The 25,169-nt window shown below is 66.9% G+C and carries 20 protein-coding genes; 16 read left to right on the top strand and 4 right to left on the bottom strand.

What is annotated here, in order from left to right; translation table 11 throughout:
• Window positions 1-135: 135 nt before the first annotated feature.
• From AC07PZ_RS22930 to AC07PZ_RS23005, 16 genes are all read left to right on the top strand, one after another.
• Window positions 136-1,365: a branched-chain amino acid ABC transporter substrate-binding protein gene (locus AC07PZ_RS22930; protein ID WP_495297458.1), complete on the top strand. Its 1,230-nt coding sequence runs from the start codon at window positions 136-138 to the stop codon at window positions 1,363-1,365.
• Between the two features lie 75 nt (window positions 1,366-1,440).
• Window positions 1,441-2,394 (top strand): branched-chain amino acid ABC transporter permease, encoded by a 954-nt coding sequence (locus AC07PZ_RS22935; protein ID WP_495297459.1) that lies wholly within the window; start codon window positions 1,441-1,443, stop codon window positions 2,392-2,394.
• A gap of 23 nt (window positions 2,395-2,417) precedes the next feature.
• The gene (locus AC07PZ_RS22940; RefSeq protein ID WP_495297595.1) at window positions 2,418-3,737 is read left to right on the top strand and encodes a branched-chain amino acid ABC transporter permease; all 1,320 of its coding nucleotides are present in this window, start codon (window positions 2,418-2,420) and stop codon (window positions 3,735-3,737) included.
• A 17-nt stretch (window positions 3,738-3,754) separates the two neighbouring features.
• Window positions 3,755-4,525 carry an ABC transporter ATP-binding protein gene (locus AC07PZ_RS22945; protein WP_495297460.1) on the top strand — a complete coding sequence of 257 codons (771 nt, stop codon included), beginning with the start codon at window positions 3,755-3,757 and terminating at the stop codon, window positions 4,523-4,525.
• A gap of 1 nt (window position 4,526) precedes the next feature.
• On the top strand, window positions 4,527-5,222 hold the full coding sequence (locus AC07PZ_RS22950; protein WP_495297461.1) for an ABC transporter ATP-binding protein: 696 nt from the start codon (window positions 4,527-4,529) through the stop codon (window positions 5,220-5,222).
• A 182-nt stretch (window positions 5,223-5,404) separates the two neighbouring features.
• Window positions 5,405-7,765 (top strand): hypothetical protein, encoded by a 2,361-nt coding sequence (locus tag AC07PZ_RS22955; protein WP_495297462.1) that lies wholly within the window; start codon window positions 5,405-5,407, stop codon window positions 7,763-7,765.
• Between the two features lie 230 nt (window positions 7,766-7,995).
• On the top strand, window positions 7,996-10,101 hold the full coding sequence (locus AC07PZ_RS22960; RefSeq protein ID WP_495297463.1) for a 3-hydroxyacyl-CoA dehydrogenase NAD-binding domain-containing protein: 2,106 nt from the start codon (window positions 7,996-7,998) through the stop codon (window positions 10,099-10,101).
• A 28-nt stretch (window positions 10,102-10,129) separates the two neighbouring features.
• Window positions 10,130-11,605 (top strand): M20 family peptidase, encoded by a 1,476-nt coding sequence (locus AC07PZ_RS22965; RefSeq protein WP_495297464.1) that lies wholly within the window; start codon window positions 10,130-10,132, stop codon window positions 11,603-11,605.
• 35 nt (window positions 11,606-11,640) lie between these two features.
• On the top strand, window positions 11,641-12,816 hold the full coding sequence (locus tag AC07PZ_RS22970; protein WP_495297465.1) for an acetyl-CoA C-acyltransferase: 1,176 nt from the start codon (window positions 11,641-11,643) through the stop codon (window positions 12,814-12,816).
• 226 nt (window positions 12,817-13,042) lie between these two features.
• Window positions 13,043-14,875, top strand: coding sequence for an acyl-CoA dehydrogenase (locus tag AC07PZ_RS22975; RefSeq protein ID WP_495297466.1), 1,833 nt, complete (start codon window positions 13,043-13,045; stop codon window positions 14,873-14,875).
• A 1-nt stretch (window position 14,876) separates the two neighbouring features.
• Window positions 14,877-15,074: a hypothetical protein gene (locus AC07PZ_RS22980; RefSeq protein WP_495297467.1), complete on the top strand. Its 198-nt coding sequence runs from the start codon at window positions 14,877-14,879 to the stop codon at window positions 15,072-15,074.
• Between the two features lie 112 nt (window positions 15,075-15,186).
• Window positions 15,187-15,981, top strand: a complete 795-nt coding sequence (locus tag AC07PZ_RS22985) for an SDR family oxidoreductase (RefSeq protein WP_495297468.1) — start codon at window positions 15,187-15,189, stop codon at window positions 15,979-15,981.
• On the top strand, window positions 15,974-16,441 hold the full coding sequence (locus tag AC07PZ_RS22990; protein ID WP_495297469.1) for a PaaI family thioesterase: 468 nt from the start codon (window positions 15,974-15,976) through the stop codon (window positions 16,439-16,441). Before AC07PZ_RS22985 ends, AC07PZ_RS22990 begins: the two co-directional genes overlap by 8 nt.
• 31 nt (window positions 16,442-16,472) lie before the next feature.
• Entirely contained in the window at window positions 16,473-17,489 is a 1,017-nt protein-coding gene (locus AC07PZ_RS22995) for an NADP-dependent oxidoreductase (protein ID WP_495297470.1), read from the top strand.
• 38 nt (window positions 17,490-17,527) lie between these two features.
• Complete coding sequence (locus tag AC07PZ_RS23000) at window positions 17,528-18,454, top strand: glutathione S-transferase family protein (RefSeq protein WP_495297471.1); 927 nt, start codon at window positions 17,528-17,530, stop codon at window positions 18,452-18,454.
• A 136-nt stretch (window positions 18,455-18,590) separates the two neighbouring features.
• The gene (locus AC07PZ_RS23005; RefSeq protein WP_495297472.1) at window positions 18,591-19,496 is read left to right on the top strand and encodes an SDR family oxidoreductase; all 906 of its coding nucleotides are present in this window, start codon (window positions 18,591-18,593) and stop codon (window positions 19,494-19,496) included.
• A gap of 39 nt (window positions 19,497-19,535) precedes the next feature.
• Here the strand turns inward: AC07PZ_RS23005 and AC07PZ_RS23010 are convergent, their stop codons facing one another.
• The 4 genes from AC07PZ_RS23010 to AC07PZ_RS23025 form a co-directional block, all read right to left on the bottom strand.
• Window positions 19,536-20,492 (bottom strand): excalibur calcium-binding domain-containing protein, encoded by a 957-nt coding sequence (locus AC07PZ_RS23010; protein WP_495297473.1) that lies wholly within the window; start codon window positions 20,490-20,492, stop codon window positions 19,536-19,538.
• 52 nt (window positions 20,493-20,544) lie between these two features.
• Window positions 20,545-21,663, bottom strand: a complete 1,119-nt coding sequence (locus AC07PZ_RS23015; protein ID WP_495297474.1) for a winged helix-turn-helix domain-containing protein — start codon at window positions 21,661-21,663, stop codon at window positions 20,545-20,547.
• 127 nt (window positions 21,664-21,790) lie between these two features.
• Complete coding sequence (gene glgX / locus AC07PZ_RS23020) at window positions 21,791-23,977, bottom strand: glycogen debranching protein GlgX (RefSeq protein WP_495297475.1); 2,187 nt, start codon at window positions 23,975-23,977, stop codon at window positions 21,791-21,793.
• 137 nt (window positions 23,978-24,114) lie between these two features.
• The gene (locus AC07PZ_RS23025; RefSeq protein ID WP_495297476.1) at window positions 24,115-25,146 is read right to left on the bottom strand and encodes an aldo/keto reductase; all 1,032 of its coding nucleotides are present in this window, start codon (window positions 25,144-25,146) and stop codon (window positions 24,115-24,117) included.
• Window positions 25,147-25,169 lie beyond the last annotated feature (23 nt).

Raw genomic sequence — 25,169 nt, forward strand, 5'->3', positions numbered from 1 at the left:
CGCTCCGCGTGGCCCTTGTCGCGTGAGTGATAGAAACCGCGCGCCACGCGGTTTGCTTACGGGCATTCCCTGACGGGTGCGGATGCAAAGGCTTGTAATCTCGTCTCGCCTCGACAGTCACAACAGGAGACAAGAATGCAATTCGCTCTGAAGTTCACGGCAGCCGCCGTCCTCGCCGCATGCGCCGGCGGTGCCTTTGCCCAGAAGGGCGAAACCGTCAAGATCGGCTGGCTCGATCCCCTGTCGGGGCTGATGGCCGCGGTGGGTACCAACCAGCTCAAGACCTTCCAGTACTTCGCCGAGGAGTTCAACAAGAAGAACGCTGCCGGCGTGAAGTTCGAGATCATCGGGATCGACAACAAGCTGAGCCCGCAAGAGACCACGAGCGGCCTGCGCTCCGCCATGGACCAGGGCGCGCGCTACATCGTGCAGGGCAACGGTTCCGGCCCGGCGCTGGCCATCATCGATGCGCTCGAGAAGAACAATGCGCGCAACCCCGGCAAGGAAGCGCTGTACCTGAACTACGCTGCGGTCGACCCCGATCTGACCAACAGCAAGTGCAGCTACTGGCAGTACCGCTTCGATGCCGACACCTCCATGAAGATGGAAGCGCTGACGACCTACATGAAGGATCAGCCGGAGATCAAGAAGGTCTACCTGATCAACCAGAACTATTCGCACGGCCAGCAGGTCGCGAAGTTCGCCAAGCTCAACCTGAAGGACAAGCGCCCCGACGTGGAAATCGTCGGCGACGACCTGCATCCGCTGGCGCAGGTGCGTGACTTCGCGCCCTACATCGCCAAGATCAAGGCGTCGGGTGCCGACACCGTGATCACCGGCAACTGGGGCTCCGACCTCGCGCTGATGATCAAGGCGGCCAACGACGCCGGCCTGAACGTCAAGTTCTACACCTACTACGCCGTGACCACCGGCACGCCGACCGCCATGGGCGCGGCGTCCGACGGCAAGGTCTTCCAGGTCGGCTATGCCCACTACAACATGGGCGGCGAGATGCAGCGCTATGCGGAGGAGTTCAAGAAGAAGTTCAACGACGACCTCTACACCACCGACGTCTACACCGTGTTCGCCGCGCTGACCGAAGCCTTCGTCAAGGCCAAGTCGACCGATCCGGTCAAGGTCGCCGCGGTGATGGAAGGCATGAAGTTCAAGAGCTTCAACGGCGACGTCGAACTGCGCAAGGCCGACCACCAGCTGCAGCAGGGCCTGTACATCGCGCGCTGGGAGAAGGCCAGCGCCAAGTACCCGTACAGCCCCGAGAACACCGGCTACACGCTGGCCCCGGTGAAGTACTACGACGCCTATGTGGCGAGCACGCCCACTTCTTGCCAGATGAAGCGTCCCTGATCCTCAGGCGCCTGCCATGGCAAAGGCCCGACGTTCCCGCGCGGGCCTTTTTCTTTTCCACTACGGACGGGTTGGATGAACGTCGAATTCTTCGTTATCTCTCTGCTCAACGGCGTCAGCTACGGCCTGCTGCTGTTCATGCTGAGTTCGGGCCTCACGCTGATCTTCAGCATGATGGGCGTGCTGAATTTCGCGCATACGAGCTTCTACATGCTGGGTGCCTACCTGGCCTACACCATCTCGGGTGTCGTGGGCTTCTGGCCGGCGCTGGTGATCGCGCCGCTGGTGGTGTTCGCGCTGGGCGCGGCCTTCGAGCGCTACAGCCTGCGCCGGGTCCACAAGTTCGGCCACGTGCCCGAGCTGCTCGTCACCTTCGGCCTGTCCTACCTGATCCTCGAAGTGGTGCAACTGCTGTGGGGCCGTTCCACCGTGCCCTACGGCCTGCCCACGCAGCTTCAAGGCCCGCTGTTCACGCTCTACGGCACGCAGTTTCCGAAGTCGCGTTCCTTCATCATGCTGGTCGCGCTGCTGATGCTGTTGTCGGTCTGGCTGCTGCTCACCCGCACCCGCATCGGGCTCGTGATCCAGGCGGCGCTCAAGCATCCCGACATGGTCGAGGCACTGGGCCACAACGTGCCGCGCGTCTTCATGCTGGTGTTCGGCGGCGGCGCTGCACTCGCGGGCCTGGCCGGCGTGATCGGCGGCAACACCTACGTCACCGAGCCGGCCATGGCCGCGTCGGTCGGCTCGATCATCTTCGTGGTGGTGGTGGTCGGCGGCATGGGTTCGCTCGCAGGCGCCTTCCTGGCGTCGCTGCTGATCGGCATCATCCAGACCTTCGCGGTGGCGATGGACCAGTCGGTCGCCACCGGCCTGCGTGCCATCGGCATCGCCGTGAGCGAGCAGACCTTCGGCTACGAGCTGCTCAAGCTCACCATCTCGCAGGTCGCGCCGATCCTTCCCTACCTGTTCCTCGTGCTGATCCTGATCTTCCGGCCCAAGGGACTCCTGGGCACCCGCGAGGACTAGACGTGACGAACACCGCCACCGACATGAACACCGCTCCTCCAATTCAAGCCCCCGTGCGCTATTACCGCTTCAAGCCCTGGAACATCGCCCGCTTCCTGATCTGGACGCTGTTCGCGATCGCACTGCTCGTTGCGCCGCACGTGTTCCGCAGCAGCCTCGCGCTGACGATGCTCTCGCAGATCGGCTACCTGATCATCATCTGCCTGAGCTACAACATGCTGCTCGGCCAGGGCGGCATGCTGAGCTTCGGCCATGCGGTCTACACCGGCCTCGGCTCCTTCATCGCGATCCACGCCATGAACCTCGCGGCCGCGGGCAGCCTGCCGATCCCGCTGGTGCTGATTCCGCTGGTCGGCGGCCTCGGCGGCATGTTCTTCGCCTTCCTGTTCGGCTACGTCAGCACGAAGAAATCGGGCACGACCTTCGCGATGATCACGCTCGGCCTGGGCGAGCTCGTCGCGTCGATGGCGCTGATGTTCCCGAGCTTCTTCGGCGGGGAGGGCGGCGTGACCACCAACCGCGTGTACGGCACGCCTTTCCTGGGCCTGACCTTCGGGCCGCAGATCCAGGTGTACTACCTGATCGCGTTCTACTGCTTCATCTGCACGGCGCTGATGTATGCGTTCACCGGCACGCCGCTGGGCCGCATCCTGAATGCGGTGCGCGACAACCCCGAGCGCGTGGAGTTCATCGGCTACAGCACGCAGCGGGTGCGCTACTTCGCCTTCATCATCGCCGGCTTCTTCGCGGGCATCGGCGGCGGCCTGGCTGCCATCAACTTCGAAATCGTGAACGCGGCGGACAGCCTGAACGGCGTGCGCTCGGGCGGCTATCTGCTGTTCACCTTCCTTGGCGGCGCGACCTTCTTCTTCGGGCCGATCATCGGCGCGGTGCTGCTGGTGCTCGCCTCGGTGATGCTGTCGGAGCTCAGCAAGGCCTGGCTGCTGTACCTCGGCCTGGTGTTCCTGTTCATGGTGATGTTCGCGCCCGGTGGCGTGGCGAGCCTGATCATGATGAATCTGCGGGTGGCCAAGTTCGGCCGCTTCAAGCCCTTCTGGCGGCTCTATGCAGGCCTGCTCGCGAGCGGCGCCGTGCTGGTGGCCGGCGCGGCGGCGATCGTCGAGATGATCTATCACATGCAGCTCAACGCAGCCCTCGGACCGCAACTGCCTTTCTTCGGCTTGACGCTGGACACGTCCGCACCGGTGAGCTGGCTGGTTTCGGCCGCGCTGCTGGTCGTCGGCGGTGCGCTGCTCGAAATCGTGCGCCGGCGCTTCGTGCGCACCTGGGGACATGCCCAGGAATACATCGAAGCCGAGATCAAGCGCCGGGAGGCCGCGTGAGCGGGGACGGCAAGAACATGACCTACGCACTCGAACTCAAGGACCTGCGCAAGAGCTTCGGCAAGACCGAGATCATCCGCGGCGCCCAACTCGCCGTGAATGCCGGCGAGCGCATCGCGATCATCGGGCCCAACGGGGCCGGCAAGTCGACGCTGTTCAACCTGATCAGCGGCCGGCTGATTCCCACCAGCGGCGAAGTGCTGCTGAACGGCCAGCGCATCGACGGCAAGAAGCCTTACGAGATCAACCGTCTCGGCCTCTCGCGCAGCTTCCAGATCACCAACATCTTCCCCAAGCTCAGCGTCTTCGAGAACCTGCGCTGCGGCGTGCTGTGGAGCCTGGGCTACAAGTACACCTTCCTGCGCTTCCTGTCGAAGCTCGACGATGCCAACGAACGCACCGAACAGCTCATCCGGCAGGTCGGCCTCGAACGCAAGCGCGACGTGCTGGCGGTGAACCTCACCTACGCGGAGCAACGCGCGCTGGAGATCGGCGTGACGATCGCCGGCGGCGCCAGCGTGATCCTGCTCGACGAGCCGACCGCGGGCATGAGCAAGACCGAGACCGCGCACTTCATCGCGCTGATCAAGCAGGTGACCGTGGGCCGCACGCTGCTCACCGTGGAGCACGATATGGGCGTGGTCTTCGGCCTGGCCGACAAGATCGCCGTGGTGGTCTACGGCGAGGTGATCGCCTTCGACACGCCGGCTGCCGTGCGCGCCAACCCGCGCGTGCAGGAAGCCTATCTGGGTTCCTCGGTCGCCGACGCCCAGGGAGCGGGACACTGACATGCTGAAGCTTCAAGATATCCACGCCTACTACGGCAAGAGCCATGTGCTGCATGGCGTGACCTTCGACGTCGGGCCGGGCGAGATCGTCGCACTGCTCGGGCGCAACGGCTCGGGCCGCTCGACCACGGCCAAGGCGATCATGGGCCTGGTCCATGCCGAAGGCACGCTGCGCTGGAAGGAGCAGGACATCCTGCGCCAGAAGGCCTACGAGATCGCGCACCTCGGCATCGGCTACGTGCCGGAGAACCGCGACGTGTTCCCCAAGCTCACGGTGCACCAGAACCTGCTGCTGGGCCAGAAGGGCAAGGGCACGGGCAGCCGCTGGTCCTTCGACGACATGTACGCCATGTTTCCGCGTCTGAAGGAGCGCCAGCACACCGAGGCCGGCGTGCTCTCGGGCGGCGAGCAGCAGATGCTCACGCTGTGCCGCACGCTGATGGGCGACCCCGACCTGATCATCATCGACGAGCCGACCGAGGGGCTGGCGCCGAAGATCGTCGAACTGGTCGGCGAGTACCTCAAGCGCCTGAAGGACCGCGGCATCTCGGTGCTGCTGATCGAGCAGAAGCTGACGATCGCCATGCAGATCTCGGACCGGGCGCTCGTGATGGGACACGGCAGCATCGTGTTCGACGGCACGCCGGACAGCCTGCGTGCCGACGTGGCGACGCGCAAGGAGTGGCTGGAGGTCTGAGCTCCTGGGCCGGGCCGCACCGTGCGCCGTCCCGGCGTTGCGGATTCGGAATTCGAACCCCCGCTTCGGATGCGGCCGCCTGCGCGGCCACACCCCTGCGGATGATGAAGAGACCTCGCCGTCCGGCGCTGCGTTGCATCTTGCGCGCGAGCCGAACGTCCCGCTTCATCGAAAGGTCTCGAATGGTCACACCTCCTGGCTCGCCCGTCCGCTTTCGGGCCGTCGACAACGCCACCACTGTTCTTCAACGGCATCCGACTTCGACCGACAGTCCGGATGCTGCCCGCGTCCGGGGGCATTTTGCCGATCAGTTGGGCAATCTACGCTCGGCCGGCAACCTGGAGGTGAATGCGCCGCCGGAGCCGATCCCGATGCTCCTGACGCGTGCCAGGCCGCCCGCGCAAAGCGCGAAATTCTGGCAACGGCTCGAGAGCCCGCCGGCCGTGTCCGACACGCCGGCAGCGTCCCGCGGCGCGCCGGAATTCAACCATTGCGTCGACGCGCTGAGAGACTTCGCTCACACCTGTGACGCCCCCGGCGAGGTGTTCCGGCAACTCGACTGCCTGCAGCTGCAGACGTCCGGCAAACTCAAGGGCACCATCCGGCAGATCCAGGACAAGGACCTGTACGGCGCCACCCTTGACCAGCTCGAGGTCATCACCGCGGTGATCACCGATTCGGCGATGCCGTTCAGGACTCGTCGGCTGTTGCTTGACGACCTGTGTACCGATCTCGACAAATGCGCCGGCGGCGTCTGCAACAACATCGAACGGGTCGCCGTGCGGGCCGAACTTCTGATCCACGGCGTGCGCGGGGCGGCGGCGGCCTTCAAGCTGACGATGTTGACGCAGGTCCTGACCGAACTGATCCAGCAGGAGAGGATCGAGATCGCCTACGAGACCCACTGGGGAAAAGCCGTCACGCAGAGCATCGCCGACGCCTGCGGTCTGCCCGTGCTGGAGGATGACGTGACGGTCCGCTACGACATTCCGCGCAGCATCTCGCAGCAGGCCCGGAAAGAGCTGATGAAGCGGTGCGACGCCGGCAGTTTCATCGATCACCTCACCAACAAGATCCATGAGGAAGCCAGCGAAGCCTTCGCCGAAAAGATGCGCACGAGCTTCGCCGGCATGGCCGGCATGCCGCTGGACGACGCGTTCGAGTTCTGCAAGCAGTTTGCGGAGAGCGTTGCAACGGTCGATGGCATCCGGCTGGAACCCGAGAGGCTGGCGACCGAGCTTCTGCAGTATCGCCAGGGAGACGAGTACTGCACCATGAGACGCGACCCGACGCTGCTGCGGTCGCGTGTGCAGGACGAACTGCAGCAGGCGGGCCTCGTCGACATGGATGCGGTCACGCTCGCCCCCGTGGACGGCGGCGGTCGCCTGCAGTTCGACGGGACGCGGTTCCATGTGGACGCCGAAGCCGGGCGCCGGGCGCTGTCACCGCTCGAGTTGGCGCGCCAACGGCCGGCCGATTTCGGCGCGCATGCCCGCACGCTGGCATTGGGTGTCATCAGCGGCAGCGAGGGCGTCGGGCTGGAGAATTTTCCGGACCGTTGGGTCCTCGATGCCGAGGTGGCCTGCGCTTTGCTCAAGCAGTTGTCCCCTGGCGCGGCGGTCGCCCGCATGCGCTCACCCGCCTTCAAGGATCTGCAGCAGTCGGCCACGTCGGCGCAGCGCAACGAGATCGCCATCGCGGCCCTGCAGGGTGGCATGCCGGTACGCGAACTGGTGAGCAACGGCTGGATCGACACGCGCGCCGATGTGAGCGACCTTCTCGCGTCCCTGGTCGAGCACGGACTGGGCCATGCAGTCACCGCCCTGATCAACGATCACCACGTGCGGCGCCCCATGCACAAGCTTCGCATCGAGGACTGGACCCGGAATCCGGCGTCGAGAGCGATCTATGCGGGCGACGAAGCCCTTTACCGGCTGCTGCGCAAGGCCGGCTGGGCGCCGGGCGGCGTCCCGGGGCGGCTGCATGCAAACACCGCACTCGTCGATGCCCTGGTCTCTGGCGGCCGCATGGCCGGGCTGCAGATTCTCATCGACCAAGGCTATCTCGACGACTCGCGTGTCGCGGTGCCGGTGATCCGGAGTGCCGCCGCGGCAGGCAATCCGGCGATGGTTGCCGCGCTGCTGCCGAAGGTGCCCGCGAAGGAGCTGGGAGGGGCACTCCAGAATGCGATCGTCAGTGACAGCGTGGGCGCGACGATCGTGCTGCTGCAACACCTGCACAACACCCCCAAGTTGCGCGCGGAATTCGAGGTGCACCTGAACAGCCGGTCAATTTCTTACCGGGAGCACGACCCTGTGCTGGGGCTGCGGGAGGTGCACAAATATCCGTTGCAGGTCGCGATCGAACAGGGCAGTGTCGATATGGCGCGGTGTCTGTTGCAGGCCGGCTGCATCGTCAAGCAAACCGATGAGTTCGACGCCATGGAAGAGGCGCGGCTCGCGGGGCCAGAGATGGTCAAGGTGCTCGAGGAGTTCCTCGTCGTGGAGCGAGAGCGCACTGCGCTGGCGCGCGGTCGCCGGTAACGCGTGACGGTCCTCCGCTGCGGCGCCGAAGTCACGGCGCGATCGGTGGTGTGACGAATGTTAGAGGTTGGAGATGCTTGTCGCTGTTGGGACATTCCGCATAGGCAGGCTGTGAAGTCTCCATAGAATTGCGTAAAAAAGCACAATCGTGCGATTTGCGTGAATCGGGCAGCCCGGCCGATGCCGCGATCGGTTTGCCGCCTCTCCCTCCAACAGATTCGAGGACCAGAATGACCGCTGAATACACCGTCCATGGCAACGTCGCCGTGATCACCCTGAACAACCCGCCGGTCAACGGCCTCGGCTATGCGACCCGCGTCGGCATCACCGATGCGCTGTCGAAGGCGAATGCCGACGACGCCGTCACGTCGATCGTGATCACCGGTGCCGGCAAGGCGTTCTCCGGCGGCGCCGACATCAAGGAATTCGGCACGCCGAAAGCGCTGCAGGATCCGAACCTGCTGAGCGTGATCCTCGCGCTCGAAGCCTCGCCGAAGCCGATCGTCGCGGCGATCCATACCGTCTGCATGGGCGGCGGCCTCGAACTCGCCATGGGCTGCCACTACCGCGTGGCCGCCCCCGGCACCAGCATCGCGCTGCCCGAGGTCAAGCTGGGCCTGCTGCCCGGCGCCGGCGGCACGCAGCGCCTGCCGCGCCTGATCGGCGTGGAAACCGCACTCAACATGATCGTCAGCGGCGAGGCCGTCAAGAGCGAAGTGCTTGCCGGCCTGCCGGGCCAGAAGCTGTTCGACAAGCTCTCCGCATCGCCCGAGTCGGTGTTCGACGAGGCCGTGGCCTTCGCGAAATCGGTGGCCGGCAAGACCGGCGACGCGCTGCCGCTGGTGCGCAACCTGCCGTGCAAGCATCCGCTGGGCGACGCCTACTTCCAGTTCGCCAAGAACATGGTCGGCGGCATGTCGAAGAACTACCCGGCGCCGCTGAAATGCGTCGACGCCGTCGAAGCCGCGACCAAGCTGAAGTTCGACGACGGCATGGCCGAGGAGCGCCGGCTGTTCACCGCGCTGATGTTCACGCCCGAATCGCTGGCGCTGCGCCACCTGTTCATGGCCGAACGCGCCGCGAGCAAGATCCCCGACGTGCCCGAGGACACGCCCAAGCGCGAGATCAAGTCGGTCGGCGTGATCGGCGCCGGCACGATGGGCGGCGGCATCTCGATGAACTTCCTGAATGCGGGCATCCCGGTCAAGATCCTCGAGATGAAGCAGGAAGCGCTGGACCGCGGCCTGGGCGTCATCCGCAAGAACTACGAGGCGCAGGTCAAGAAGGGCAAGCTCAAGCAGGACAAGTACGACCAGCGCATGGCGCTGCTGAGCACCACGCTGAGCTACGACGACCTGAAGGACTGCGACCTGATCATCGAAGCCGTGTTCGAGGAACTCGGCGTCAAGGAAGCCGTGTTCAAGGAACTCGACCGCGTCGCCAAGCCGGGTGCGATCCTCGCGTCCAACACCTCGACGCTCGACGTCGACAAGATCGCCGCGTTCACGCAGCGTCCGCAGGACGTGGTCGGCATGCACTTCTTCAGCCCGGCCAACGTGATGAAGCTGCTCGAAGTGGTGCGCGGCAAGCACACCGCCAAGGACGTGCTCGCCACCGTGATGGGCGTCGCCAAGAAGATCAAGAAGACGGCCGTGGTGTCGGGTGTGTGCGACGGCTTCATCGGCAACCGCATGATCGAGCAGTACAGCCGCCAGGCCGGCTTCCTGCTGGACGAAGGCGCGACGCCGCAGCAGGTCGACAAGGCGATCGAGAAGTTCGGCTTCGCGATGGGTCCGTTCCGCATGGGCGACCTGGCCGGCAACGACATCGGCTGGGCGATCCGCAAGCGCCGCGCCACCGAGCGCGCCGACATGAAGTACAGCCGCACCGCCGACAAGCTCTGCGAACTGGGCCGCTTCGGCCAGAAGACCGGCGCCGGCTGGTACGACTACCAGGCCGGCAAGCGCGATGCGATCCCGTCGGAACTCGTCAACAAGATGATCGAGGACCACCGCAAGGAACTCGGCATCACGCCGCGCAAGATCTCCGACCAGGAAATCGTGCAGCGCCTGGTGTATTCGCTGGTCAACGAAGGCGCGCACATCCTCGAGGACGGCATCGCGAGCAAGTCGGGCGACATCGACATGGTGTACCTGACCGGCTACGGCTTCCCGATCTGGCGCGGCGGCCCGATGCAGTACGCGAGCCAGGTCGGACTGTTCAACGTGGCCGAGTCGATGAAGCGCTTTGCCAGGAACCCGCGCGACGACGCGAGCTTCTGGGAACCGGCCGGGCTGATCCAGAAGCTGGTGGCCGAAGGCAAGCAGTTCAGCTGATCGCACGCGCAGAAGGCCGAGACCATCCATGTTGAAACGCATTTTTCTCGGCCTGCTGCTGGCAGTCCTGCTGCTGGTGGCCGCCGTGGCGGTCAAGACCGTGGTCACGCCTTCGCAGCAATTGGCGGTGGCGCCCGCGCCCAAGCTCGACATCGACCTGCAGGCAGCCGCCACGCGGCTGTCCAGGGCGATCACGTTCAAGACGGTGTCGAGCCTCGACGAAGCGGACGCGAATGCGGCCGAGTTCGACAAGCTCCATGCCTATCTGGCGCAGCAGTTCCCCAAGGTCCATGCCACCCTCAAGAAAGAGGTCGTGGGCAACAAGGCGCTGCTCTACACCTGGGCCGGTTCCGACCCGGCGGCCCGTCCGATCGCGTTGATGGCGCACCAGGACATGGTGCCGATCGCTCCCGGCACCGAGAAGGCGTGGACGGTCGACCCGTTCTCGGGCGAGATCAAGGACGGCTTCATCTGGGGCCGCGGCACGCTCGACAACAAGGGCAACCTGTTCGCGCAGATGGAAGCCATCGAGCTGCTGATCGGCAGCGGCTTCACGCCGAGGCAGACCGTGTATCTCGTGATGGGCGACGACGAGGAAGTGAGCGGCCTGCGCGGTGCGCTGCCGATCGCCGAATTGCTCAAGTCGCGCAACGTTCGCCTCGACTGGGTGCTCGACGAGGGCCTGCTGGTGCTCGACGGCGTGTTGCCGGGGCTGTCGAAGCCTGCCGCGCTCATCGGCCTTGCCGAGAAGGGCTATGGCACCTTCTTCCTGTCGCTCGATACCTCGCCGGGACATTCGTCGATGCCGCCGCAGCACAGTGCCATCGGCAGCATGAGCGCGGCGCTCGCACGGCTCGAGGCCCATCCGATGCCTGGTGGCATCCAGGGCGTTGCCGGGCAGATGTTCGGTGCGCTCGCACCCGAGATGAACGGCATCAGCCGGGTGATGCTGTCCAACCTGTGGCTCACCGAGCCGCTGGTGCGCAGCCAGCTCGAGAAGAGCCCCAGCAGCAACGCGATGCTGCGCACGACCACGGCGCTCACCATCGTGCGCGCCGGCAACAAGGACAACGTGCTGCCCGGACGTGCCGAGGCCGCCGTCAACTTCCGCATCCTGCCGGGCGATACGCTGGCCAGCGTCGAGACCTATCTGCGCCGGGCACTGGCCAACGACGACATCAAGATCAAGCAGTACCCGGGCAACGCCGAGCCATCGCCGGTGTCGTCGACCGACAGCGCCGGCTACCGCGCGATCCAGCAGGCCGTGCGCCAGAGCTTCCCCGATGCCGTCGTGGCGCCCGGTCTCATGACGGCCGCCACCGATTCACGCCACTTCAGCCTCGTGAGCGATGCCGTGTTCCGCTTCTCGCCGTTCCGCGTGAAGGGCGAGGACCTGGCGCGTTTCCATGGCACCAACGAGCGCCTGGCCATCTCGAACTACGGCGAGATGATCGGCTTCTATCACCAGCTCCTGCGCAACGCCAACGCTGCGCCGGCTCACTGACCCCTCGTTTCCCTCCCCATCCAAAGGACTTCATCATGACCAGCGCCGTCATCGTCTCCACCGCCCGCACGCCGCTCGCGAAGAGCTGGAAGGGTGCCTTCAACATGACGCACGGCGCCACGCTCGGCGGCCACGCCGTGCAGCACGCGGTGGCGCGCGCCGGCATCGACGGTGCCGAGGTCGACGACGTCATCATGGGCTGCGCGACGCCCGAAGGCGCGACCGGCTCGAACATCGCGCGCCAGATCGCGCTGCGCGCCGGCCTGCCGATCACCACCTCGGGCATGACCATCAACCGCTTCTGCTCGTCGGGCCTGCAGACCATCGCGACCGCGGCCCAGCGCATCATCGCGGGCGAGGGCGAGGTCTATGTGGCTGGCGGCGTCGAGAGCATCTCGTGCGTGCAGAACGAGGCCAACCGCCACATGATCACCGACCCCTGGCTCGTGAAGAACAAGCCCGAGATCTACTGGAACATGCTGCAGACGGCCGAACAGGTCGCCAAGCGCTACAACATCGGCCGCGACGTCATGGACGAGTACGGCGCCGCCAGCCAGCAGAAGGCCACGGCCGCGCTGGAAGCCGGCCGCTTCAAGGACGAGATCGCACCGATCACCGTGACGGCCGGCGTGGCCGACCCGGTGCTGGGCCTGCGCACCAAGGAGGTCACCGTCGAGAACGACGAAGGCATCCGCGCCGGCACCACCAAGGAAGGCATCAGCGGCATTCGCCCCGCGTTGCCCGGCGGCCTGATCTCGGCCGGCAATGCGAGCCAGTTCTCGGACGGCGGCGGCGCCTGCGTGCTGGTCGACGAGCGCTACGCCGAGCGCAAGGGCCTGAAGCCGCTCGGCCGTTTCCTCGGCTTCGCGGTTGCAGGCTGCGAGCCTGACGAAATGGGCATCGGCCCGGTGTTCGCGATCCCGAAGGTGCTGAAGAAGCTGGGCCTGACGGTGAACGACATCGACCTGTGGGAGCTCAATGAAGCCTTCGCCGTGCAGGTCATCTACTGCCGCGACAAGCTGGGCATTCCGGCGGATCGGCTGAACGTCGATGGCGGCGCGATCGCGGTCGGCCATCCCTACGGCGTGAGCGGCCAGCGCCTGACCGGCCATGCGCTCATCGAAGGCAAGCGCCGCGGCGCGAAGAAGGTCGTGGTCACGATGTGCATCGGCGGCGGCATGGGCGCTGCGGGCGTCTTCGAGGTGATCTGACTCTCCCCCAGGCTTCGGCGCACTGCGTGTCGCCTTTCGCCAACCCCCTTCCGGGGGCAACGCCAGCGGCCCGGCAAAGCCGAAAGGCTTGGCTCTCCCCGAGGCTTGCCCACTTCGTGTGGCAGCGCCAACCCCCTCCGGGGGCGACACCTGCGGTCCGGCCAAGCCGGTCCCGCGGTGTTCCTGGAAGGGGCTCTATCTGTTTTGATCTTTTAGAAGTTCAGCCATGAGCCTGCGTCCCACCCTCGACTTCCTGCTGTACGACTGGCTCGATGCCGAATCGCTCAACCAGAGCGAGCGATTCGCCGACCATTCGCGCGAGACCTTCGATGCGGTGCTCGACACCTGCGAGCGCATCGCGCGCGAGAAGTACGCGCCGTTCAATCGGACGGTCGACACGCAGGAGCCGCATTTCGACGGCGAGAAGGTGATCCTGCCGCAGGCCACGCACGATGCGCACAAGGCCTTCGTCGAGTCCGGCATGCTGAGCGCTGCGCAGGACTACGACATCGGTGGCATGCAGCTGCCCTACACCCTGCAGGCGGCAGCCAACAGCTTCTTCGCGATGGCTTCGGTGAGCATCGGCTCGAACATGCTGACCTCCGGCAACGCCAACCTGCTGATGGTGCATGGCACCGAGATGCAGAAATCGGTCTTCGCCCGGAACGAATTCTCCGGTCGCTGGGCCGGCACGATGTGCCTGTCGGAGCCGCAGGCCGGCTCGTCGCTCAGCGACGTGGCCACGCGCGCCGTGCCCGACGGCGACGGCTTCCAGGACGATCCGCTCGGCCCGCGCTATCGGCTGACCGGCAACAAGATGTGGATCTCGTCCGGGGACCACGAACTGACCGAGAACATCGTGCACATCGTGCTCGCCAAGATTCCGGACGAGCACGGCAGGCTGGTGCCCGGCACGCGCGGCATTTCGCTGTTCATCGTGCCGAAGAAGATGGTCGACACCGACGGAAACCTGACCGGCCAGCGCAACGACGTGGCGCTCGCCGGGCTCAACCACAAGCTCGGCTGGCGCGGCACCACCAACACGCTGCTGAACTTCGGCGAAGGCCGCTATCCGGTGGACGGCAAGGCGGGCGCGGTCGGCTACCTGGTCGGGCAGCCCGGCAAGGGCCTGCACTGCATGTTCCACATGATGAACGAGGCGCGCATCGGCGTCGGCACCGCGGCCACCATGCTCGGCATGGCGGGCTACTACGCATCGCTCGACTATGCGAAGGTCCGGCCCCAGGGCCGTCCCGCAGGCCCGGCGGGCAAGGATTCGGCCAAACCGCAGGTGCGCATCATCGAGCACGCCGACGTGCGGCGCATGCTGCTCGCGCAGAAGTCCTACTGCGAAGGCGCATTGGCGCTGGAGCTGTATTGCGCGCGCCTGGTCGACGCGCAGAAGACCGGTGACGCACAGACCGCCGACGACGCGCGGCTGCTGCTCGAAGTGCTCACGCCGATCGCCAAGAGCTGGCCGAGCGAGTGGTGCCTGGAGGCGAACTCGCTGGCGATCCAGATCCATGGCGGTTACGGCTACACGCGCGATTTCCCGGTCGAGCAGTACTGGCGCGACAACCGCCTCAACATGATCCACGAAGGCACGCATGGCATCCAGGCGGCCGACTTGCTGGGGCGCAAGGTGCTGATGGAAGAAGGCCGCGGCCTGCTGCTGCTCGCGCAGCGCATTGCGGCGACGGCCCAGCGTGCGGCAGCGGTGCCCGCACTGGCGGCGCATGCCGGCGCGCTGACGGAAGCGCTGGCCCGCGTGGGCAGCGCCACGAAGTCCGCCTGGGCCACGGGAAATCCCCAGGATGCGCTGGCGAACGCGGTACCCTACATGCAGGCCTTCGGCCACACCGTCCTGGCCTGGATCTGGCTCGACGTCGCCGTGCGTGCATCCGAAAGCGATGCAGCCCTCGCGACGCCCGCCACCGCCGGCCGGCTCGGTGCCACCGCCTTCTTTTTCAACTATGAATTGCCGAAGATCGGCGCCTGGCTCAACGTCGTGGAGAGTCGGGATCCGACCTGTACGGCGCTGCCCGAGGACGCCTTCTAGGATGCAAACGCCCACCAAGCCACATGCCACGCTCGAGAAATGGATCTGGATCCTGATCTACGGCGGACTTTTTCTCCTGATCCTCGGCATCGCCACCGCCCGCAACGATGCGGCGATCGGCTGGGCGATGGCCGTGCCCGGTGCGCTCGCTGCCGTCGTCGGTGCGGTGCTGATCTACGTTCGCTCGCGCCTCAAGTGAAGAAGGACAACCGGCCATGATCGATCAGACACATGTGGCCGCCACGCCTGGCACGCTGCGCGGATCGCGCAGCGTCTTCGATTACCCCATCGCCTGAACTCCGGAGATTCCCATGACCACACGCACCGTTCAACAACTGTTCGACCTGAGCGGCAAGACCGCGCTGATCACCGGCGGATCCCGCGGTCTCGGCCTGCAGATGGCGCATGCGCTCGGCGAGGCCGGCGCGCGCATCATGCTGAGCGCGCGCAAGGCCGGCGAACTGGAAGAAGCCGTGGCCGAACTGCAGGCCGCCGGCATCGACGCGCGCTGGATCGCCGCCGACTGCGCCAAGGAAGAAGACACGCGCCGCCTGGCCCGCGAGACGATGGAGCGCATGGGCGCGATCGACATCCTGGTCAACAACGCCGGCGCGAGCTGGGGCGCCCCGGCCGAGTCGCACCCGGTCGAGGCCTGGGACAAGGTGATGAACCTCAACGTGCGCGGCTACTTCATCCTGGCGCAGGAAGTGGCCAACCTGTACATGATCCCGAAGCGCACCGGCCGCATCATCAACATCTCGTCGATCGCGGGCCTGAACGGCAATCCGCCGGAAATGCAGTGCCTGGCCTACAACACGTCCAAGACGGCGGTGCTGGGCTTCACGCGCACGCTGGCCGCCGAATGGGGCAAGTACAAGATCAACGTCAACGCGATCTGCCCCGGCTTCTTCGTGACCAAGCTGGCCGGCGGCCTGATCAAGGCGATCGGCCAGGAGAAGATGGAAGCGGCCGTGCCGCTCAACCGTCTCGGCGACGACGAAGACCTGAAGGGCATCGCACTGCTCTACGCGAGCGACGCCGGCAAGCACATCACCGGCCAGTGGCTGGCGGTGGACGGCGGCGTGAGCGTGGTGTCGCATGGCTGAGCCCGAGTCGCCGGCGGGCTTCGACACGCTGTCGTACACCAGCCGCATTCCGTTCGCGCGGCACCTGGGCATCACCCTGGCGGGTTTCGGCGGCGGAAAGTCGGAGCTCCACTACACGGCGAAGCCCGAGCACCTGAACACCTTCGACGTGACCCACGGCGGCGCCCTGATGACGCTGCTGGACATCGCGATGGCCGCCGCGGCGCGCAGCGACACGCCCGAGGTGGGCGTGGTCACGATCGAGATGAAGACCAGCTTCATGCGGCCGTCGGTCGGCCCGCTGGCGGCGCGCGGCCTGCTGAAGCACCGCACCGCGACGATGGCCTTCGTCGAGGCGACCATCTACGACGAGAAGGAGCAGGCCTGCGCGCACGCGACCGGCACCTTCAAATACGTCCATCGCCGGTTGCCGACCGGCCCGGGCAGCGCCAACGCGCAACGCCCGCCATCCACCGACTGAACCCGAACCCCATCGCCCCCCGGAGATACGCATGCCCATCAACAAGCAGATCCACCTCGACAACCGCCCCGAAGGCGAAGCCACGCTGTCCAACTTCAAGCTGGTCACCGGCGAGACGCCGGCGCTGGGCGACAACCAGGTGCTGGTGCGTCATCACTACATGAGCCTCGACCCGTACATGCGCGGACGCATGAACGACTCGAAGAGCTACACCGCCAACCAGCCGACCGGCGCGGTGTTCCAGGGCGGCACCGTCGGTGAGATCGTCGAGAGCAGGCACCCGAAGTACCAGGTCGGCGACAAGGTCGTCGGCTTCGGCGGCTGGCAGGAATACAGCGTGGTCGATGCGGCCGTGCCGGGCTCGCTGCGCAAGGTCGACACCACGCATGTGCCGTTGTCGCACTACCTCGGCGCGGTCGGCATGCCCGGCGTGACCGCCTGGTACGGGCTGGTGAAGATCATCGCGCCGAAGGAAGGCGAAACCCTGGTCATCACCGCCGCTTCGGGCGCGGTCGGCAGCGCCTTCGGTGCACTGGCCAAGGCGCGCGGCTGCCGCGTGGTCGGCATCGCAGGCGGTGCCGACAAGTGCAGGTACGTGACCGAAGAACTCGGCTTCGACGCCTGCATCGACTACAAGCAGCATCCCGACGTCAAGAGCATGAGCGCCGCTCTGAAGGAAGCCTGCCCGAAGGGCATCGACGGCTACTTCGAGAACGTCGGCGGCTACATCTTCGACGCGGTCATGCTGCGCCTGAACGCGTTCGCGCGCATCGCGCTGTGCGGAATGATCGCCGGCTACGACGGCGCGCCGCTGCCGCTGGCCAACCCGGCGCTGTTCCTCATCAACCGCGTGAAGCTCGAAGGCTTCATCGTCAGCGAACACATGGAAGTCTGGCCCGAGGCGCTGTCCGAACTCGGCGGCCTGATCGGCAGCGGCAAGCTCAAGCCGCGCGAGTCGGTGGCACAGGGCATCGAGGCGGCGCCCGAAGCCTTCCTTGGCCTGCTGAAAGGCCGCAACTTCGGCAAGCAGCTGGTCAAGCTGATCTGAAGCGTTCGCGCAGACGCCTTCAAGAGAAAGAACCCACCATGGCCGACCTGATCCTTCACCACTACGCGCGCTCGCCGTTCTCCGAAAAGATGCGGCTGATCCTGGGCTACAAGAAGCTGCCCTGGAAGTCGGTCGTGATCCCCGCGATCCTGCCGAAGCCCGACCTGCAGTCGCTGACCGGCGGCTACCGCAAGACGCCGGTGCTGCAGATCGGCGCCGACGTCTATTGCGACACCGCGCTGATCTGCGACGTGCTCGAACATCTGGCGCCGAGCCCGACGCTCTATCCCGAGCCCGAGAAGGGCATGTCGCGCATCCTCGCGCAGTGGGCCGACAGCACGCTGTTCTGGGCCGCGATGGCCTTCAACCTGCAGCCCAGGGGCGCGGCCGAGCTGTTCGCCGGCGCGCCGCCCGAGGCGGCCAAGGCCTTCGGCGAGGACCGCGCCAAGATGAGCGCGACGGGCATGACGCGACTGCGGCCGGCCGACGCCGCGGCGGCCTACAAGTCCTACCTGCGCCGCCTGTCGGACATGCTGGACGACAAGCCCTTTCTGCTCGGCGAGGTGCCTTGCATCGCGGACTTCTCGGTCTACCACCCGCTCTGGTACACGCGCCGCATCGAGGCGGTGAAGGGCATCCTGGACCTCACGCCCGCGGTGGTCGACTGGATGGACCGCATCGCCGCGATCGGCCATGGCGAGTCGGAGAAGCTCGACGCCGCCGACGCGCTCGCCGTGGCAAAGGCCTCGGTGCCGCACACGCTGCTGACCGACAGCACCTTCCAGGACGAGCACGGCATACCGCTCGGCAGCGAGGTGTCGATCCGCGCCGAGAGCTTCGGCCTCGAGGAGACCACCGGCAAGCTGCTGGCCGCGACCCGCACGCACTACACGCTGGAGCGCACCGACGAGCGCGCGGGCCAGGTGCACGTGCACTTCCCCCGTGTCGGCTTCGTCCTGAAGTGAACAACCCCCAGGCTTTGGCGCACTGCGTGTCGCCTTTCGCCAACCCCCTTCGAGGGGGCAACACCGGCGGCCCGGCGAAGCCGGTTCCGCGGTGTTCCCGGCTTTGGTCGTGACGGTTTTTAAGTAGGAGACAAGAATGATCCAGGACTTCAAAGGCAAGACCGCCGTGCTCACCGGCGCGGGCTCGGGCTTCGGGCTCGAATGCGCGCGCATCGGTGCGGCGCGCGGCATGAACCTCGTGCTGGTCGACGTGCAGCAGGACGCGCTCGACGCCGCGCAGGCCGAGATGGAAGCCGCCGGTGTGCAGGTGCTGGCACGCAAGGTCGACGTGTCGGACGCGGCGCAGATGGAGGCATTGGCCGCGGCCGTGAAGGCGCGCTTCGGCGCGCCGCACTTCGTCTTCAACAACGCGGGCGTGGGCGCGGGCGGACTGGTCTGGGAGAACAGCGTGTCCGACTGGGACTGGGTGCTGGGCGTCGACCTCTGGGGCGTGATCCACGGTGTGCGGCTGTTCACGCCGATGATGCTGGAAGCCGCTGCTCAGGACCCGTCCTACCGCGGCCACATCACCAACACCGCGAGCATGGCCGGCCTGCTGACGCCGCCGAACATGGGCATCTACAACGCGGCCAAGGCCGCGGTCGTGAGCCTGACCGAAACCATGTACCAGGACCTGAACCTGGTCACCGACCAGATCGGCGCGAGCCTGCTGTGCCCGTACTTCGTGCCGACCGGCATCACGCGCAGCGAGCGCAACCGGCCGAACGTCGAGAAGGAAGCGAAGCTCACCCGCAGCCAGCTGATCGGCCAGGCGATGACCGACAAGGCCGTGAGCAGCGGCAAGATCACCGCGGCCGAAGTCGCGCACAAGGTCTTCGAGGCGATCAGCGCCAACCAGTTCTACGTCTACAGCCACCCGAAGGCGCTGGGCAACGTGCGCAGCCGCATGGAGAACATGGTGGCGGGCGTGAATCCGGCCGACCCGTTCCTCGAGCGCCCGGAGATCGGCGAGAAGCTGCGCGCGCAACTGCGCGAAGCCTGAGTCCGGCGCCGGCCGCTCCCGCGGTGGCCGGCCGCACGTTCACTGCCGCGTGCCCGACAGCAGGATGGCGGCGCCCAGGTTGTCGCTGGCGATCATGTACAGCTGCCCCGTGGTCTTCGCGTAAATGCCGATGCCCGAGGCGTACTGCAGGCTCTTCGGGCAGGTGCCGCTGAAATAGACGGTCATCCGGTAGGCCGGCTCACCGGTCACCGTCCAGATCTGCCCGGTGAACGTGCATGTGCCGTCGATCTGCCCGACCATCGTGCCATCGCCCGAGACGGTGAGATAGGGCAGGGCCGCCACTTCGGTCGTGGTGGTGGCCGTGGCGTTCAGCAGCAGGTCCTTGAAGTCGCCGGCCAGCGCCGCGACCGAAGGAATGGCCAGTTCGTTCGTCTGGTACGTCGCGTTCAGGGTGTAGGAGCTCGTCCCCTGCGTCCAGGTGCCGGTCATGCTGGTGGACGGCGTGACGGTCGCCGACCAGCTGGCCGTGCCCGACTGCGCGGCACCGAAGCCGCTGACCGCGAGCGCGGCCGTCGACGTGACCGAGAACGCGCCGTTGACGGCCGCCACGCCATTCGTGCCGAAGGCCAGCCAGGTCGGGAAGACCGTGCCGTAACTCTCGGGCTGGGTCCGCATGAACCACGACTCGCCGGTGTCGAATACCACGCCGAGCAGCCCGTCGCCGTTGCTGAGCGTTCCGCTCCAGAGGCCGGTGGGCACGACCGCGGCCGTGTCGGTCGTGGTGTTCGCCGTGCTGCTGGGCAGGCTCTCGCAGGCGATGCCGTTGCCGTCGGGATCGAGTGCCGACGCGCTCGTGCTGGCGTTGGCTGCGTAGTAGAGCTGCGCAGCCTCCTGGGTCGTGAACAGGCTGCACGAGACGGTCGTCAGGCCGTAGCCGGCGTCGGTTGTGCTGTCGCTGTCGCCGCCGCCACCGCAGGAGGCGAGAAGCAGCGCGCAGAGAAGGGCGGCGCCCGCGCGCCAGCGTGAGAGAAACATCGTGTGAAACCGGAAGAAGATCAGCGGGCAGGTGCCCGCAGGGCGCCGCGCATCAAGGCCGCAGCGATGACGACGCCACGGCGATGGTGGCGTCCATGTCGGCAAGCAGTTCATGCGCGGGGCTGCCGGCTTCCATGGCCGTCGGCGCGGTGGCGATGAAGTCTCGTGCTTCTTTCAGCATGGCGAGCAGGCGGGCGGCGAGTTGCCCTGCATCGGCCGATGCCGGCGCGGCGGTCTGCTGCATGTGCAGCCGCAACGCGGCCTCCAGGCTGGCCAGCGAGCCATGTGCGCTGCGCACCGGTTGCACATCGGCCTGTGGCGGCTCGTCGTTCACGGGCGACATCAGCCGGTAGCCGCCTCCCCAGTTGCTCAACAGCTTCCAGCCATCGGCTGCTTCCATCTGCAGTTTGCGTCTCAGCCGGCGCACGCGCATGTCGATGGCCCGTGCCGACACGTCGGGGCGCTCCCACACCATGGTCCGCAGCCATTCGCGCGACAGCGTGCTGTCGGCGTGGCGGAAGAACTGCAGGGCCAGGTCGAATTCAAGCGCATGCAGGCTGACGGCCTGGCCGTCCACCAGCACCGTGCCGTTCGCCGGGGAGAAGTGGTAGGGCCCGACGACCATGTCGTGGTCCAGCACGTTCAGCCCCTGCTGGAGCACGGTGCGGCGCAACATCTGGTGCATGGCCTGGAAGCCGGTGCGCGGGCTGGACGCCACGCCATCGATGCGTGCGCGCGGCGGTACGAGGTCGGTGCGGCCTCCCGGCACCAGCAGCACGATCATCGTGCTCTTGTCGAGTGCCGCGCGCACCTCCTTCAGGAGGGCGGCGGTGCGTGCCACGTCGCGGCCGCAGGACAGCAGCATCAAGGTGCACTGCCGATCGCTCTGGCTGACCGACCGGAACTGCGCCGCGCTCTCGAAGAGCATCGGCACGTGGCCAAGCCGGCGGATCGACTGCCGCGCAAAGTCGCGCGCCCGCGGCAGCGGTTCGACCAGCGCGATGCGCCCGGGGCCTTCGTCCGCTCTCGACGCGGATGTCCTGGCAAGCGCGGCCGTGCGGTGCGGCGTCCGTGCCGGACGTTCCGGTCGCCCGTAACCCGGCTGCAGCCGGGGTCCGGCCGACGGATCGTGAAGGAAGTTTACAGAAAGAAGGGTCTGATCCAGCGCCATGTGCGGCGATGGTTCCATTCAATTCGGGAGACTCTGAGGAGAACGCCGGCCCTGGCGCATCGCCGTGGCCGCCGGAGCCAGCGCCGGCGCGCCCGCCGGCCATGGGCGGGCGTGCCGGCTGCCGGCGCTAAGCCTTCAGTGCCGCGAGCAGGGCGTCCACGGTCTCCTGCGACTGCGGCTCCCCGGCCGCCACGAACAGCAGCGTCGAGCGCCCCGTCACCGTGTAGGTCGTTTCGGGATCGAAATCTTCCGTGACCTGCGCGTCGAGCGCCGTATCGATCAGCCGCGTCCACTTCACGCCCGGGCCGCGATTGGCCAGGCGGAATTCGATCGCGTCCTGCCAGCCGTTGACGATCAGCAGCACGCTCGCGTCCTGGCCCGGCCGCGGGATCGACGAGGCCTGCGCCGTGCCTTCGAGCAGCAGGCCGAGGCAGCGGGTCTGCGGGTCGTCCCAGTGCTGGGCGTCCATTTCGGCGCCATCGGGGCTGAGCCAGGTCGCGTCCTTGGGCTGCGTGTCGTCGCGGCGTTCGCCGGTCAGGAAGCGGCCGCGGCGTAGCACGGGCAGCGCCTTGCGCAGCTGGATCAGCCGTTGCACGAAGCGGTTGAGCGCGCGGCCGCGATCGTCGATGCCGTCCCAGTCGACCCAGGAGATCTCGTCGTCCTGGCAGTAGGCGTTGTTGTTGCCTTGCTGCGTGCGGCCGAACTCGTCGCCGGCCAGCACCATCGGCGTGCCTTGCGCGAGCAGCAGCGTGGACATCAGGTTGCGTTGCTGGCGTGCACGCAGCGCGAGCACCTCGGGGTCGTCGGTCGGGCCTTCGACGCCGCAGTTCCACGAGCGGTTGTCCGAATGGCCGTCGCGGTTGTCCTCGCCGTTGGCGTCGTTGTGCTTGTCGTTGTAGCTCACGGTGTCGGCCAGCGTGAAGCCGTCGTGCGCGGTGATGAAGTTGACGCTGGCCCAGGGCCGCCGGCCGCGGTGGTTGAAGCGGTCGCCGCTGGCGGTGAGGCACTGCGCGAGCTTGGGCGCGATGGCCTCGTCGCCCTTCCAGAAGGCGCGCACGTTGTCGCGGAACTGGTCGTTCCACTCGGCCCAGCCGGGCGGGAAGCCGCCGACCTGGTAGCCGCCCGGCCCGATGTCCCACGGTTCGGCGATCAGCTTGACGCTGGACAGCACCGGGTCCTGCCGGCAGCTCTTCAGGAAGCCGCCGCCTTCGTCGAAGCCGTGTGGCTCGCGGGCCAGGATGGTCGCCAGGTCGAAGCGGAAGCCGTCGACGCGCATCTCGGTGACCCAGTAGCGCAGGCTGTCGGTCACCATCTGCAGCACGCGTGGATGGCTCAGGTTGACGGTGTTGCCGGTGCCGGTGTCGTTGATGTAGTAGCGCGGGCCGGGGCCGCCTTCGACGCCGTCGCCCGGCATCAGGCGGTAGTAGCTCGCGTTGTCGATGCCCTTGAAGGACAGCGTCGGGCCGAGCTCGTTGCCTTCCGGCGTGTGGTTGTAGACCACGTCGAGGATCACCTCCAGCCCGTGCGCATGGAAGCGGTCGACCATGTGCTTGAACTCGTCGATGTTCGGCCCGTCCATGTAGCGCTGGTCGAGCGCGAAGAAGCCGATGGTGTCGTAGCCCCAGAAGTTGGTCAGGCCCTTGTCGGTGAGGAAGGGCTGGTTCAGGAACATGTGGATCGGCAGCAGCTCGACGCTGGTCGCGCCGAGTTCGCGGATGTGCTTGATGACCTCGTCCTGCGCCAGGCCGGCGAAGGTGCCGCGCATGTGCTCGGGCACTGCGGGGTGGCGCATCGTGAAGCCGCGCACGTGGGTCTCGTAGAAGATGGTCTGGTCCCAGGGCACGCGCACGTCCTTGGGCTGGGTCCACTCGAACTTCGAGTCGACCACGACGCACTTGGGCACGAAGGGTGCGCTGTCGCGTTCGTCGAAGCTCAGGTCGGCGTCCGGGTGGCCGACGGTGTAGCCGAACAGCTCCGGTCCCCACTTGAGTTCGCCCATGTGCGCCTTGGCATACGGGTCCATCAGCAGCTTGTTGGGGTTGAAGCGGTGGCCCTTCTCGGGCTCGTAGGGGCCGTGCACGCGCAGGCCGTAGCGTGCGCCCGGCTGCAGGCCGGGGACGAAGCCGTGCCAGACCTCGTCGGTGTACTCCGGCAGGGCGAGCCGTGCCAGTTCCTGCGTGCCGCTTTCGTCGTAGAGGCAGACCTCGACCTTGGTGGCATGGGCCGAGAAGATCGCGAAATTCACGCCATCGCCGGTGTAGCTGGCGCCGCGTGGGTGGGAGGTTCCTTCTTCGATCGTGTACGTGTGGGTCATGGGTGAGGGTGTTGCTCGCGTGGGCCGGCGGAATGCCAGCCAGCATCATCGGCCTGACCCGCGAAACGTCTGGGGGACGCGCTCCCGTCGCCTCGTAGGCGGAACGCGATTGGCGCGCGCCGCCTCTGCCTGCACGCTCAGACCGGCACCGGGCTGCGCTCCGCGAACTGGCCGTTCCAGTAGGGGTAGTAGGGATAGGGCGGCGTGACCGCGCTGGCCGCATCGAGCAGCGCCATCTGCGCGGGCGACAGTTGCCAGCCGAGCGCGCCGAGGTTCTGCACGAGCTGCGCTTCGTCGCGTGCGCCGATCAGCACGCTCGCGACCGTCGGCCGCTGCAGCAGCCAGTTGAGCGCGATCTGCGGCAGCGTCTTGCCGGTTTGCTCGGCGACCTGGTCCATCGCCTCGACCACGCGGTACAGCCGTTCCGGGTCGGACGGCGGCGCAAAGCCTTCGGTGTCGTGCAGGCGGCTGCCCGGCGGCAGCGGCTGGCCGCGGCGGATCCGGCCTGTCAGCCGGCCCCAGCCAAGCGGGCTCCAGACGATCGCACCCACGCCCTGATCGATGCCCAGCGGCATCAGCTCCCATTCGTAGTCGCGGCCGATCAGCGAGTAGTAGGCCTGGTTCGCGACGTAGCGCGGCAGCCCGAGCCGGTCCGCCGCCGCAAGCGATTTCATGATCTGCCAGCCCGAGAAGTTCGACACGCCGACATAGCGCACCTTGCCGGCGCGCACCAGGTCGTCGAGCGTGCCCAGCACCTGCTCGACCGGTGTCATCGCGTCGAAGGCGTGCAGTTGCAGGATGTCGATGTGCCCGGTGCCGAGGCGCTGCAGTGCGGCGTCGACGCCCTCGATCAGGTGGTGGCGCGACGAACCTGCGTCGTTCGGTCCGTCGCCCGAACGCAGCGTGAGCTTGGTCGAGACGATGGCCTGGTTGCGCCGGCCCTTGAGCGCCGCGCCGAGGATCGACTCCGACGCGCCGCCGGAGTACACGTCGGCGCTGTCGAACAGGTTGACGCCCGCGTCCAGGCAGATGTCGACGATGCGGCGCGCACCGGCCACGTCGGTGTTGCCCCAGGCGCTGAAGAGCGGGCCTTGCCCGCCGAAGGTGCCGGCGCCGAAGCCGAGGGCGGGCACCTTGAAGCCGGAGCGGCCGAGATAGCGGTATTCCATGGAAATCTCCTGAATGTGGATGC

Source organism: Variovorax sp. GW821-FHT10B04, from assembly GCF_059415645.1.